The organism is Aquabacterium sp., from assembly GCF_021768455.1.
Taxonomy (GTDB): Bacteria; Pseudomonadota; Gammaproteobacteria; order Burkholderiales; family Burkholderiaceae_C; genus Aquabacterium.
Window position 1 is genome coordinate 1 of the sequence record NZ_JAIZVX010000115.1, and the last position, 14,115, is coordinate 14,115.

The 14,115-nt window shown below is 67.8% G+C and carries 8 protein-coding genes; 5 read left to right on the forward strand and 3 right to left on the reverse strand.

Annotation, left to right across the window (positions count from 1 at the left end):
* Positions 1-337 (forward strand): hypothetical protein (locus QZ994_RS14455; RefSeq protein WP_290872989.1); only part of this gene is annotated, 337 nt, incomplete at its 5' end.
* Here the strand turns inward: QZ994_RS14455 and QZ994_RS14460 are convergent.
* Together QZ994_RS14460 and metG are read right to left on the reverse strand one after the other, a co-directional pair.
* A complete protein-coding gene (locus QZ994_RS14460; protein WP_290872992.1) occupies positions 327-2,090 on the reverse strand; it encodes a SulP family inorganic anion transporter in 1,764 nt (587 codons plus the stop codon). The genes QZ994_RS14455 and QZ994_RS14460 overlap by 11 nt on opposite strands.
* Positions 2,091-2,154: 64 nt before the next feature.
* A complete protein-coding gene (metG, locus tag QZ994_RS14465; protein ID WP_290872995.1) occupies positions 2,155-4,290 on the reverse strand; it encodes a methionine--tRNA ligase in 2,136 nt (711 codons plus the stop codon).
* Between the two features lie 131 nt (positions 4,291-4,421).
* On the opposite strand from metG, the gene apbC reads away from it, so the two are divergent.
* From apbC to QZ994_RS14480, 3 genes are all read left to right on the forward strand, one after another.
* Entirely contained in the window at positions 4,422-5,567 is a 1,146-nt protein-coding gene (gene apbC / locus QZ994_RS14470; protein WP_290872998.1) for an iron-sulfur cluster carrier protein ApbC, read from the forward strand.
* Positions 5,568-5,614: 47 nt separating this feature from the next.
* Positions 5,615-8,221 (forward strand): PAS domain S-box protein, encoded by a 2,607-nt coding sequence (locus QZ994_RS14475; RefSeq protein WP_290873001.1) that lies wholly within the window; start codon positions 5,615-5,617, stop codon positions 8,219-8,221.
* A 93-nt stretch (positions 8,222-8,314) separates the two neighbouring features.
* The gene (locus QZ994_RS14480) at positions 8,315-8,932 is read left to right on the forward strand and encodes an ANTAR domain-containing response regulator (protein ID WP_290873004.1); all 618 of its coding nucleotides are present in this window, start codon (positions 8,315-8,317) and stop codon (positions 8,930-8,932) included.
* Positions 8,933-8,949: 17 nt separating this feature from the next.
* On the opposite strand, the gene QZ994_RS14485 is transcribed toward QZ994_RS14480, so the two are convergent.
* Complete coding sequence (locus tag QZ994_RS14485; RefSeq protein WP_290873010.1) at positions 8,950-10,329, reverse strand: ATP-binding protein; 1,380 nt, start codon at positions 10,327-10,329, stop codon at positions 8,950-8,952.
* Positions 10,330-10,583: 254 nt separating this feature from the next.
* Between QZ994_RS14485 and QZ994_RS14490 the strand changes: the two genes are divergently transcribed.
* Positions 10,584-14,115 (forward strand): response regulator (locus tag QZ994_RS14490; RefSeq protein ID WP_290873007.1); only part of this gene is annotated, 3,532 nt, incomplete at its 3' end.

Below are 14,115 nucleotides of genomic sequence, written 5' to 3' on the forward strand. Positions count from 1 at the left end.
CCTGCGCAGCAAGCGCCCCCCCGGGATGACACCCGCCCAGGCCCGCGCCAGCGGCCTGAACGCCGCGCTGGAACAGGCCGGCCTCAACCAGGCGGAAGTCGCCCTGGGTCATGCCGAAGCCACCCCCTGGCTGCGCGGCTGGGTGATCGGCCTGCGCAGGCTGCGTTGCCTGCGCGGCCACCCACCGGCGGTGCAGCAGGCACTGGGCGCCCTGCTCGGCCAGCTCCGCCCTGCACCTGGTCAGCTGGCCGACACAGCCTTGGCCCTGCGCCTGGCCCGCGCCCCGGCCACCACCGCGCTGAGCCTGGACCTGCTGGCGCAGCTGGTCAGCGACTGAGCGCCCGGCTGCCCAGCCAAGCCAAGGCCCCGGCCAGGTCGGGCTGCACCAGCCCCTCGCCAAACTCGGCGTACTGCCCGCTGCGCTGCAAGAGACTCAGTGGCTGTTCCTGTGCCCCGCACAAGAGCAGGCAGATGCCCTGGCGCGCCAGCGTGCGGCGCAACTGCACCAGGGCGTCCAGGCCCGAGGTGTCCATCGAGATCAACCGCCCCAGGTCCAGCACCAGCGCACGCGTGCCTGGCGGCAACTGCTCGGGCAGATCCTCCACCTTGCCGACGGCCGCGAAGAACAAAGATCCGTGCAGTCGGCGCACCTCGACGCCATCCGGCACCGGCAGGGCGTCGCCCTCCGGCGGCGCCAGCCTGAACAGCGTGCTCATGCGGTAGATGAAGAACACACAGGCCAGCACCAGGCCCACCTCCACGGCCACCGTGAGGTCAAAGACCACGGTGAGCAGGAAGGTGCCGACCAGGATGGTGCGGTAGGTGTAGTGGTAATGGCCCAGCCTGGCGAACTCGCGCCACTCGCCCATGTTCCAGGCCACAAACAGCAGCACGCCCGAGAGCACCGGCAACGGCACATGCACCGCCAGCGGCGCGGCCACCAGCACGATGAAGAGCAGCGCCAACGCGTGCACCATGCCCGCCACGGGCGTGCTGGCACCGGCCCGCACATTGGTCACCGTGCGCGCGATGGTGCCCGTGGCCGGGATGCCGCCGAAAAACGGCACCACCACATTGGCCACGCCCTGGGCCATCAGCTCCTGATTGGGGTCGTGGCGTGGCAGGTTGCTCAGGTTGTCGGCCACCCGGGCGCACAGCAGCGATTCGATCGCGCCCAGCATGGCGATCGTCAACGTGGGAATGAAGAGCTGGCGCACGCCCTCCCAGGTGAACGCCGGCCAGACCAGGCTCGGCAGACTTTGCGGGATGCCCCCGAACTTGCTGCCGATGGTGGCCACAGGCAGGTCGAGCCAGGCCGTGAGCGCCCCCAGGCTGAGCAAGGCCACGATGGGCCCGGGCAAGCGTGCCAAGAGCCTGACCGGTCGCGTGCCCTGCAGCGCAGACGCCACGGCCCCCTCGCTGGCAAAGAGTCGCGGCCACAGGAAGAGACCGAGCAAAGTCACCAGGCCCAAGCCCAGCGCCACGGGGTTGAACTGGTGGAGGTGGGCGCCCAGGGTCTGCAACTGGCCCACGAAATCGGCCGGCATGCGCGCCGGACTCAGGCCCAGCAGGTCCTTGAGCTGCGACAGCGCGATCAGCACCGCGATGCCGTTGGTGAAGCCGATGACGATGCTCACCGGGATGAAGCGCACCAGCACACCCAGCCGGAACAGGCCCATGGCGAACAGGATGCCACCGGCCAGCACGGTCGAGATCAGCAGGTTGGCCAGGCCATGGCGCTCGACGATGCCATAGACGATGACGATGAAGGCCCCCGCCGGCCCGCCGATCTGCACATTCGAGCCCCCGAGGGCCGAGATCAGGAAGCCCGCGATGATGGCCGTGAACAGACCGGATTCGGGTTTGACGCCCGAGGCGATGGCAAAGGCCATGGCCAGGGGCAAGGCCACGATGCCCACCGTGAGGCCGGCGCCCGCATCGCCCCAGAAACGGCTGCGGTCATAGCCCTTCAGCGCGCTCAGCAGCCGCGGGCGAAAAGGGGCCAGGTTCAGGTGACTCAGCCACGCCGATCGTTGGCGCGAAGAAGGCTGCGAAGCCCCTGGGGATGAGGTGGGGTCAGGGCGGTCCATTGACACCCATTGCACAGCAAGGGCTGTGCCGGGTCAATGGACGCAAGCCCTTTCCTGCGCCAGCTCAACGGATGCGCATGCCCGGTTCGGCACCGGGGAAAGGCTCCAGCACGTACACGCCCGGGTTGGCCTTTTCATCGGTGTGCGACGCGGCCAGCACCATGCCTTCGCTGACGCCGAACTTCATCTTGCGCGGCGCCAGGTTGGCCACCATCACGGTGAGCTTGCCGATCAGCTGCTCGGGCTGGTAGGCCTCCTTGATGCCGCTGAACACGTTGCGGTGACGGCCTTCGCCCACGTCCAGGGTCAGGCGCAGCAGCTTGGTGCTGCCTTCCACGTGCTCGGCGTTGACGATCTTCGCGATGCGCAGGTCCACCTTGACGAAATCGTCGATGGTGATGGTGGGGGCGATCTCCTCGCCGCCGGGCCGCCCCAAGGCGAGGGCTTCCCCCTCGGGGGGCATGGGGGCCTTGGTCGATTCGCCGGGCTTGGGCAGCTCGATCACGGGCGCAGGCGGCGGCTCGAACAGCGCATCCAGCATCTTCACGTCCACGCGCTGCATCAGGTGCTTGTACTCGCCAATCGTGTGGGCGCCGAGCAGCTGGGCCGCGTCGGCAAAGGTCATCGGCGCCACCTTCAGGAAGGCCTCGACGTTGCCCACCAGCGCGGGCAGCACGGGCTTGAGGTAGATGCTCAGCAGGCGGAAGGCCTCGATGCACACGGTGCAGACCTCTTGCAGGCGGGCGTCCATGCCCTCCTGCTTGGCCAGCTCCCAGGGCTTGTTGGCGTCCACGTATTCGTTGACGCGGTCGGCCAGCAGCATGATCTCGCGCAGCACCTTGCCCAGCTCGCGGGCCTCGTACAGCTCGGCCACGCCGGCGGCACCGGCTTGCAGCGTGCCCAGCAGCGCGCGGCCATCGTCACCGATGCTGGCGGTCAGCTGGCCGCCAAAGCGCTTGGCGATGAAGCCGGCCGCGCGGCTGGCGATGTTGATGTACTTGCCCACCAGGTCCGAGTTGACCCGGGCCATGAAGTCGTCCTTGTTGAAGTCGACGTCTTCCACGTTGGCGTTGAGCTTGGCGGCGATGTAGTAGCGCAGCCATTCGGCGTTCATGCCCAGGCTCAGGTACTTCAAAGGGTCCAGGCCCGTGCCACGGCTCTTGGACATCTTCTCGCCGTTGTTCACGGTCAGGAAGCCGTGCACGTTCACCTGGGTGGGCAGCTTGCGGCCGCTGAACTGCAGCATCGCGGGCCAGAACAGGGTGTGGAAGTAGGTGATGTCCTTGCCGATGAAGTGCACCTGCTCCACGGCCGGGTCGGCCATGAACTCGTCAAAGCTGCGCTGTTCGCCGTATTTGTTCAGCGGGCCACCGGCCGCGAAGTAGCCCTTCAGCGAGGCCAGGTAGCCGATGGGCGCGTCCAGCCACACATAGAAATACTTGCCCGGCGCACCGGGGATCTCGATGCCGAAGTAAGGCGCGTCGCGGCTGATGTCCCAGTCGCCCAGGCCGCCTTCGCCGTTTTCATCCTTGGTGAACCACTCCTTGATCTTCTTGGACACGGCAGGCTGCAGCTTGCCGTCCTGCGTCCACTGCTCCAGGAAGTTGAAGCAGCGCGGGTCAGACAGCTTGAAGAAGTAGTGGTCAGAGGTCTTGAGCACCGGCGTGGCGCCCGACAGCGCCGAGTACGGGTTCTTCAGCTCGGTGGGCGCGTACACGGCGCCGCACACCTCGCAGGAATCGCCGTACTGGTCCTTGGCGCCGCACTTGGGGCACTCGCCCTTGATGAAGCGGTCGGCCAGGAACATGCCCTTGTCGGGGTCGAAGAACTGCTCGATGGGACGCACGTCGATCAGGCCTTGCGCCTTCAGCGCCAGGTAGATGCTCTGGGCCAGTTCGTGGTTCTCAGGGCTGTCGGTGCTGGACCAGTGGTCGAAGCTGATGTGGAAGCCGTCCAGGTAAGGCTTGCGGCCAGCGGCGATGTCGGCCACGAACTGTTGCGGCGTCTTGCCCACCTTGTCGGCGGCGATCATGATCGGCGCGCCGTGGGCGTCGTCTGCCCCCACGAAATGCACCTGCGCGCCCTGCATGCGCTGGAAGCGCACCCAGATGTCGGCCTGGATGTATTCCATGATGTGGCCGATGTGGAAGTGGCCGTTGGCGTAAGGCAGCGCGGTGGTGACGAAGAGCTGGCGTGACATGGTTCTGGGCGGGCGTGCAGGCGGCCTCGTCTCTGGCGGGACAAGACCCTGTCGTCAATCTGGAGGGAGGCCGCGATTTTAGGCCGCGCTAGACTGCCAGACTGGAAAGAATTGCATACAAGAGCCCGCCCATGACCGCCCCCAAGCCCGAAGTCACCCCGGTGAACGCCCTCGCCTCAGCCGCCACCGACGCCCTGCGCGCGATCCCGGACCCGCTCACCGGGCAGGACTGGGTCAGCGGCCGCCAGCTGCAATCACTGACGGTCGAGGGCGGCACGGCCCGCGTGGCCATCAAGCTGGGCTACCCGGCCCGCTCGCAATGGCCGGCCTACACCAAGCAGGTCCAAGCGGCCCTGCTGGCGGTGGAAGGCATCGGTGCCGTGGAAGTGAACTGGTCCACCGAGGTCAAGACCCATGCCGCCTCGCGTGGCCAGGCCCTGCTGCCGGGCGTGAAGAACGTGCTGGCCGTGGCCTCGGGCAAGGGCGGCGTGGGCAAGAGCACCACCGCCGTCAACCTGGCCTTGGCCCTGGCCGCCGAGGGCGCCCGCGTGGGCATCCTCGACGCCGACATCTACGGCCCCAGCCAGCCCCTGATGCTGGGCCTGAGCGGCAAGCCCGAGAGCCCCGATGGCAAGACCATCACCCCGCCCAGCCGCTTCGGCATCCAGGCCATGTCCATGGGCCTGCTGGTCGAGAACCAGGCTGCCACCATCTGGCGCGGCCCCATGGCCAGCCAGGCCTTCGACCAGCTGCTGCGCCTCAGCAACTGGGGCCAGACACCAGAAGAAGGGGGTCAGCCACTCGACTACCTCGTCGTCGACCTGCCCCCCGGCACCGGCGACATCCACCTGAGCATCAGCCAGAAATCGCCGCTCACGGCCGCCATCGTCGTCACCACCCCGCAGGACATCGCCCTGCTGGACGCCCGCAAGGGCCTGCAGATGTTCGAAAAGGTCAGCGTGCCGGTGCTGGGCGTGGTCGAAAACATGGCCGTGTTCTGCTGCCCCAACTGCGGCCACGAAGAACACATCTTTGGCCAGGACGGCGGCAAGCGCATGGCCGAGGACTTCAAGGTGCCCCTGCTGGGCGCCATGCCGCTGGACCTGAAGATCCGCCTGCAGGCCGACAGCGGCCAGCCCACGCTGGTGGCCGAACCCGATGGCAAGCTGGCCGGGCTCTACAAGGCCATGGCGCGACAGGCCGCGGCCGCGCTTGCCATGCTGCCCAAGGACTACTCGGGCGTGATGCCCGGTGTGGCCGTGCAGCCCAAGCCCTGAGCGCCCCCCCACACGCCACGTCCCACACCCCTTCCATCCAGCAGCCCATGCCCACCTCCCCCATGGTCCCTGACGACGCCTGGTTCGACCTCGTCCCGCTCGCGCTGCTGGAGTTCAACGAACATGGTCGCGTCCTGCGCTGCAACCCCGCCCTGAGCGTGCTCATGGGCTACGCCTGTCCCGGCGGCGGCAACCTGGCCGACCTGCCCTCGGCCCTGCAGCGCCTCTGCGGCTGGGACGCCCCCCTTGCCCTGCTGGCCCAAGGCCCTGAAGACGCCCCCCTGCAGGCACAGGTCAGCCAACCCCGCGCCATGGCGCAAACGGTGAGCCTGCGCAGCCAGGTCTGGGCCTGCGCCCCCTCCGGCGATGCGCCAAGGCGCTTCCTGTGCGCCATCAAGGAGGCCGGCGCCTGTGCGGCATCCACGCACAAGCCGACCCTGGCCGCCGCGCCCGAAGCACCGCCCCTGCCCGACCAGGCCCAGTTGCTGCACGAACTCAGCACCATCCTCGAAAGCACCCCGGCCGGCATCGCCTACCTGCGCGACAACACCCTGGTGCGCTGCAACCGCCGCTTTGAACGCATGATCGGGCTCAGCCCGGGCACCATGGTTGGGCAGAGCCTCGACGCCCTGCTCGCCAGCGACCCGCGCGTGAACCAGGTCATCACCCGCGCCGCCAGCGAACTGCAGCGCGAAGGCCAGTTCGAGAACGAGCTGGAGATCGTCATCCCCGGACAGACCACGCGCTGGTACACGCTCTCGGTGCGCCGCCTGGGCGCCTCGGTCAGCCCGCTGGAGGTGATCGCGGTGCTGTCCGACATCACCCGCATCCGCGCCCAGCAGGCGCAACTCGAGGCCCTGGGACGTGACCGCGACCTGATGTTCTCCGTCTCCGGCGTGGGCATCGCCTTCGTGAAGGACGGCCTGATCCAGAGCGCCAACCCGGCCCTCTCCCAGCTGGTGGAAGCCGACCCTCTGGGCCTGGCCGGACGCCCCCTGGTGAGCCTTTACGCGCACGAGAACGACACCCAGGCCGAGCCCGAGGTCATGGCGCGCCTGCGCCAGCATGGCCAGTGGCGTGGCGAGCGCGCACTGCGCCACCCACGCGGTCGCCCCCTCTGGACCGACATGGCCCTGCGCCTGGTCAACCCCCTGCGCCCCGAAGAAGGCCACATCGTCTCCTTCGTCAACATCGACGACCGCCACCGGGCCGAGCAGAACCTCACCCTGCAGGCCGACCGCACCCGCGCCATCCTCGATTCGGTCTTCGTCGGCATCGTCACGCTCGACCAGCACGGCATCGCCTGGATGAACCGCTCCGCCCGGCGCATGTTCGGTGGCGACCTGGCCGATTTCGTGGGCCAGCCCCTGTCCACCGTCGCCACATCCGACCTCGACCACCCGTTCCGCCTGACCGACTACCTCGACGTCCTTGAAGACGGCCAGTCCCACACCTTCGAGTGCCAGGTGGTGGGCCGCGACGGGCGCGTGTTCTGGGTCGTGGGCAATGCCGTGGTCACCTACAGCGGCCAGAACCTGCGCCAGACCACCTACGCCCTGCTCGACATCGACCGCCGCCGTCAAGCCGAAGCCCAGTCGGCCGAGGCCCAGGCCACCTTGCAGCGCATCATCGAGATGGCGCCCATGTCCATCCAGCTGGTGGACGCCCGTCAGCTCGTGCTGCTGCAGGCCAACCAGGCCGCATCCGCCTTCATGTTGGTCGAGCCCGATGCCGCCCTGGGCCGCACGCCCGAGCAGCTCTACGATGCCGACCGCGCCCGCATCCTGCGCGCCGACATGCAGGCTGCGCTCGACCAGGGACAGGCCATCCACCGCGAATACGCCCTGCCCCAGAAGGTGGGCCAACAGATCTGGGACGTGAACTACCTGCCTCTGGCGCGCGAAGGCGAAGCCAGCGACCAGCTGCTGCTGGTGGCCTCCGACGTGAGCGAGCAGCGTGCCGCCGAAAAGGCACGCCTGGACGCGGCGATTGCCCAGCGCGAGATGCTGGTCAAGGAAGTGCACCACCGCATCAAGAACAACCTCCAGGGCGTCGCCGGCCTGCTGCAGCAGATCGCGGCCCGCAAGCCCGAGGTGGCTTCGGCCATCTCCGAGGTCGTCGGTCAGGTCCAGGCCATCGCCCAGGTTTACGGCCTGCAGGTGGGCGCGGGCGGCCCGCTGCACCTTCACAGCGTGGTCGAGGCCATCGCCTCCTCCGTGCAGCGAACCTTTGGCCGGCCCATCGTGCTGGAGCTGGAAGGCACCCACGCCCGTGACTGGCTGCTGCCCGAGGCCGAGTCCATCCCGATCGCACTGAGCCTCAACGAGCTGCTGACCAACGCCCACAAGCATGGCCACGGCCCGCAGGACCTACGCTGCACCCTGCTCTCCCAAGACGGTGGCGTGCGCATCGACATCCTCAGCCCCGGCCTGCTGCCCGAAGACTTCAGCGTCGACCGGGTGCGCGGCGGCGTCTCGGGCCTGGGCCTGGTGCGCGCACTGCTGCCACGGCGCAGCGCGCGGCTCACGCTCACACAGGATGGCGAATGGGTGCGCACCTGCGTTGAACTCCACCCTCCGGGCATCCACCTCTTGGCTCCCCCCCCCGCAGTCTCGGAAGGCACTGGTCAGCAGATCACTCTTTGGCCACAATAGCGATTGCCGCACAACATGAACGGGGACAGTGCCGCGAAGGCCTCACAAGGGCCCTTGCCGCACACCGGCCGCATCCGGCCAAAGAGGACACGCGTGAATCAAAAAGGCAAAATTCTGGTGGTGGACGACGATCGGCTGGTGCTCGCCACGCTGACGCACGGCTTGGCCCAGGCCGGCTACGAGGTGATCGATGCCGACAATGGTGACGACGCCATCCTGCTGGCGCGCCAGCACAAGCCCGAACTCGCGCTGCTCGACATCCGCATGGAAGGCAAGACCGGCTTCGACGTGGCCGCCTACCTGCGCGAGTACTGCCAGATCCCCTTCATGTTCCTGTCGGCCTTCTCCGACGAGGCCACCGTGGCCCAGGTGAAGGAACTCGGCGCCCTGACCTACCTGGTCAAGCCGCTCGACATCCAGCAGATCGTGCCGGCCGTCGAGGCGGCCTTCGCCAACCGAGCCCAGGCGCCATCGCTGCAACAAGGCCAGGCGACCGCGCCAGCAACGGGCGCACCCACCTTGCCGTCCGATCCGCTGACCCACCTGGTGCCCCTGGCCGTGGGCATCGTGATGCACCGCCACTCACTGGGTCGCAAGCAGGCCCTTGAGAAACTGCAGCAACAGGCCCGCGCCGAAGGCCGTTCGGTGGAAGCCCTGGCAGAGCGCCTGCTCAACGCACAGGAAGTCTTGGCCGGACTCGGCTCGCTCTGAGCCCTGGCAGAGCGCCCTCAGGCTGTGATGCGCGATGCCGAAGTGGCGGCCTGTGAGGCCTCACCCAGCGTGAAATAGAAGCAGGCCCCCTGCCCCGGACGGGCCTCGGCCCAGACGCGGCCGCCATGGCGACGGATGATGTGCTGCACACCTGCCAGGCCCACACCCGTGCCGGGGAAGTCCTTGGCGCTGTGCAGACGCTGGAACAGGCCGAAGAGCTTGTCGGCATGCTGCATGTCGAAACCCGCACCGTTGTCTCGCACGAAGAACACCGACGGGTTGGTCGCAGGCATCACCCCCACCTCCACCCGAGGCGACTCCACCTTGGCGCTGTACTTCATGGCATTGCCGATGAGGTTTTCCATCACGCGACGCAGCAGCAGGGTGTCGGCACGGATCTGCATGCCATCGGCCACCCAGAGGCTCACCGGGGTGCGCGTCGGCACCAGAACGGCCATCTCGCTGCCCACCTCGCGGGCCAGGGCGCTGAAGTCGATCTCGGTGCGCTCGACCGAGGCCCCGGCGAGTTGCGCCTGGTTGAGGATGGCATCGATCATGCCGTTCATGCGCGCCGACGCGGTCAGCACCCGGTCGAGGTGGTCATGGCCGACACGGTCGAGGAATCGGCCGTAGTCTTCCTTGACGATGCGGGTGAAGCCCTCCACCACGCGCAGGGGCGCACGCAAGTCGTGCGACAACGCATAGCGCAAGGCTTCCTGCTCGGCATCGCTGGCAGGGATGGCGGGCGCCGCGACCGGCCGGGCTTCGGGCTGCGCAGGCCGCAAACTCAGAACACCCTGGAAGCCAAGCAGCTCACCACATGGGCCACGGCGCGGCGCACCGCGCAGCTCACATTCCCGCGCGCCTTCGGCCCCGACACCTTGCAGCATCGACAGGGCCGCTGGCCAGGGCAAAACCAGGCTGCCGGACCAGGCCTGGGCCTGGGTGAAAGCGAACCGCAAGCGGGACAGTTCGGCGGCAGCCGGCTGGGCTGCGCCCTCCCCGGCTGGCGTGGCGGAAGCAGGCGTCCAGCAATCCAGGAAAACAGGCTCTTGCGCCAGCAGGGCCGTCAGGGCGTCCCAATCGGTTTCAGCGGGATCACCGCAAGCCAGCCCTGGCTGAACAAGGCACAAACGGCCCTCGGCATTCGTTTCCCAATACCAGCCTGAAACCCATTCCGACCAGGGCATGGTCAACGTGGCGGGCGGCGACGCCAGAACCGCGGAATCCATTGAGACCACATCGCGGCCGGCCACCTGGGCAACGTCGCGCTGCCACCACAGGCTGGCTCCCAAAAGGCCCAACGACAGACCGAGCAAAACGGCCCACACGAGCGCGCCGCTCCACCACCAGCCCAGGCACGCCGCGGCCAGGCCCAGCACGCCAAGCCAGGGCATCTGCTTCACCCCAGGCGCAGTCACCGGCGGGGAAGGGGGAAATTCGTCGTCTCTCCGCATTCAAATCATTGTAAGGAGGGGCGCAGGGGGTTTCTTCTGCTGGTTGAAGATTTCACGGACCGAGTAAAGTCCGTGAATAAACTGACGAAAACCGACAGACAGACTGCGTGCGCTGCCAACTCTGACACGTCGCAAAACCCATCCATGACCAGGCGATGCTGCTGGGCCCGTATTCGATGCGCAATCCCTTGACCATGACCCTCACCCCAGTGGCCGTGGCCGTGATCGGCCTGGCGGGGTGGCGCTGGGGCCTGTCCGGCCTCGGCCTCGCCATGTCAGGGTTTGCCGCAGCCGGCATCGGCTACCTCGCACGACAGCGCATGGAGCCGGCAGCCGACCAGCCCAGCACCACCACGCCGCCCCTGCCCACACAACCCCACACGGCACCCCCTGAAGAGGTCCACCAGGCCTGGCGCAACCAGGAGCAGGCGGACCTGCTGCAACTCAGCCGCCAGATTGCCGAGGCGGCACACGCTGCCCAGTCACTCCCCCAGGCCCTGCACCGCGTGGGCCAGGCCCTGCACGAACACCTGGGTGCCAAGGCCTGGATCTGCCTGCGGGTCGAAGGCTGGAACGGCGAATCGGCCCTGCTTCGCCCCTGGATGGACACCGGCAACGACGCGGGCGACATCATCGACATCACGGCCATCGCCGCCACCCACCGCGACGACCGCCCGCTCGGCCCGGCGCTCAGCCACCTGCGCCCCATCGTCTGCGACCTGGGCAGCGTGCCCACCACGGCCAGCCCCTGGCGCGATCCGGCCACACGCCGCGTGCTCGCCCTGCCCATCGCCATCGATGGCTGGCCTCTGGCCTTGCTCGAATTCAGCGATCCGGTGCGCGCGCACCCAGCGCTCAACCCGGTGCTCGAGATCGCGGCCATCCAGCTGGGCTTCGTGGCCCAGCGCGATGCCAACCTCGCCCACATGGCCAGCAACGCCGAACACCTCGGCCGGCTTGCCCTGGTCGCATCGCGCATCACCAGTGGCGTGGCCATCACCGACCGCGACGGCACCATCGAGTGGATCAACTCGGCCTTCGTGGCCCTGACCGGCTGGCCCGAAGACAAGGCCCTGGGCCGGCGCCTGTCCGACCTGCTGGCGCAGGAACTGGGCGATGACGCAGCCGTCAGCGAACTGGAAGACCACCTCAGCCGCGGTGTGCCCTTCCGCCTCGCCTACGAGGCCGGCCGCAACGCCCAACACAGCGTCACGCGCTACTGGGGCGAGATCGACGCCATCCAGATGCTCGACGAGAGCGGCGGCCGCAGCCAGTACGTCTGCCTGTTCAACGACATCACCAAGCGCAAGAGCCAGGAGCACGTGCGCGAACAGGAGCGCGAGTTCCTCGAAGCCCTGCTGGGCAACCTGCCCGTCAGCCTTTTTGTGCTCGACCCGATCAACCTGAATGTGGTGGCCATCAACCGCTACACCGAGCTGGAATTCAAGCTGCAGCGCGACCAGGTCGTGGGCCGCCCGATCGAGCAGGCCCTGGGCGAATCGGTGCTGAGCATGACCAACCCCTACATGCAGGAAGCCATCGAGACCGGCAACACGGTGGAGCACGACTTCACCTGGTCGGGCGAAGAAGGCCTGCGTGTGGTCAACGCCCGCCACTTTGCCCTGCGCCACAGCAACGGTCGCCCGCGCCTGCTGATCTCTCTGGTGCGCGACATCACCGCCTCGCGCCAGGCCCAGGCCGACCTGGAAGAGTCCGAACGCCGCTTCCGCGAGCTGATGGAATCGATGGACGACTGCGCCTACGTCGCCACCGAGCGACGCGCCGACTACCTCTACCTCAGCCCCCGCACCCAGGAGCTGCTGGGCCTGCCGGCGGAAGACTTCCACGCCGGGCCGGACCGCCTGCGCCAGCTCGTGGTCAGCGAAGACCAGGCTGTGCTCAGCCGCCAGGAGCTGGCCGAAGCACAAGGCCAGCCCACCGACGACCTGCTGCGCCTGGAAATCCCGACCAAGGGCCTGCGCTGGCTGCGCCACCGCACCCGCGCCCGTCGCCTGCCCGATGGGCAGTTGCGCATCTATGGCCTGGTCTCCGACGTGACCGACGACCACAACCAGGCGCTCGAGTTGCAACGCGCCCGTGATCTGGCCGAGGCCGCCAGCCAAGCCAAGAGCCAGTTCATGGCCAACATGAGCCATGAGATCCGCACGCCCATGAACGGCATCCTGGGCATGACCGAGCTGCTGCTGGGCACGCCCCTGACCGACAAGCAACGCCGCTTTGCCCAGGCCGTGTACCGCTCCGGCGAAAGCCTGCTGGAGATCATCAACGACATCCTGGACTTCGCCAAGATCGAAGCCGGCAAGCTGGAGCTGGCCAACAGCGACTTCGTGCTGCGCACCCTGGTCGAAGACACGCTGGAGCTGATGGCCCCTCGCGCCCACGAGAAGGGGCTCGAGCTGAGCTTCCGAGAACAGCCGGGCCTCCCCAGCGTCATCCACGGCGACCCGCTGCGTCTGCGCCAGATCCTGACCAACCTGGTGGCCAACGCCATCAAGTTCACCGAACACGGCGAGGTCGTGGTCGACATCCGCCGCGGCGCCGGCAGCATGGTGATGGAGCCCCACCCCGGCAACCTCACACCTCAACTCGACCTCGAATTCACCGTGCGCGACACCGGCATCGGCATCCCCTCCGACATGCTGCCGCGCCTGTTCAGCGCCTTTGTGCAGGCCAATGTGGGCATGGCACGCCGCTATGGCGGCACGGGCCTGGGCCTGGCCATCTCCAAGCAGTTGGTCGAGCTGATGGGCGGCATCATCGAGGCGCACAGCGCCCCGGGTGTGGGATCGGAGTTCGTGTTCCGCGTGCCTGTGCGTGTGGGCGACACACAAATCGACATGGCCATGCTCGAGGAGCCCGAGATGCCTTCGTTCAATGTGCTGGTGGTCGACGACAACGAGACCAACCGCACCGTGATCGAAAACATGCTGGGTGCCTGGGGCATGAAGGTGACGCAGGCGGTGCACGGTCGCCACGCCCTGGACATCCTGCTGAGCCAGGGGTGCGAGGACGGCGATTTCGACCTCGCCCTGGTCGACATGAACATGCCCGAGCTCGATGGCCTGGGCCTGGCCGAGGCCCTCAGGCAGAGCCAGCGGCACCCGAACCTGAAGATGATCCTGCTGTCGTCCGTCTCCTCGCCCGACGACGTGCGCCGCGCCCAGGAAGTCGGCTTCCAGCGCTTCGTGCCCAAGCCCCTGCGCAAGGCCGAACTGCGTCAGGCCATCCTGGGCATCACGGCCGAACTGGGCATCGAAGGCCAGCAGGAAACCCTGCACCTGAACAAGCTGGTGCTGGTGGTGGAAGACAACACCGTGAACCAGGAAGTCTGCAGCCACATGCTCAAGCGCCTGGGCTGCGAGGTGCGCGTGGCCGCCTCGGCCCTGGAAGGCCTGCGCCGTCTGGGCGAGCAGCGCTTCGACCTGATCCTCATGGACATCCAGATGCCAGGCATGGACGGGGTGGAGGCCCTGAGCTGGTTCCGCCGTGGCTCGACCAGCCGCTTCCACTTCCTCACCCCCAGTGACACCCCGGTGGTGGCCGTCACGGCCAACGCCCTGGAAGGCGACGAGCAGCGCTTCCTGGGCCTGGGCTTCGACGACTACCTCTCCAAGCCCTTCCGCCAGAGCCAGTTGCAGAAAGTGCTGGTCGAGCACACGATGGGTGTAAACGGCCCCATCCAGCCCCGCGCCCTGCCTGCCGCCC

Coding starts and splice junctions, on each gene's coding strand:
- QZ994_RS14475 (WP_290873001.1), top strand. CDS start 5,615: ATGCCCACCTCCCCCATGGTCCCTGACGACGCCTGGTTCGACCTCGTC.
- QZ994_RS14485 (WP_290873010.1), bottom strand. CDS start 10,329: ATGCCCTGGCTTGGCGTGCTGGGCCTGGCCGCGGCGTGCCTGGGCTGG.
- QZ994_RS14460 (WP_290872992.1), bottom strand. CDS start 2,090: ATGGACCGCCCTGACCCCACCTCATCCCCAGGGGCTTCGCAGCCTTCT.
- metG (WP_290872995.1), bottom strand. CDS start 4,290: ATGTCACGCCAGCTCTTCGTCACCACCGCGCTGCCTTACGCCAACGGC.
- apbC (WP_290872998.1), top strand. CDS start 4,422: ATGACCGCCCCCAAGCCCGAAGTCACCCCGGTGAACGCCCTCGCCTCA.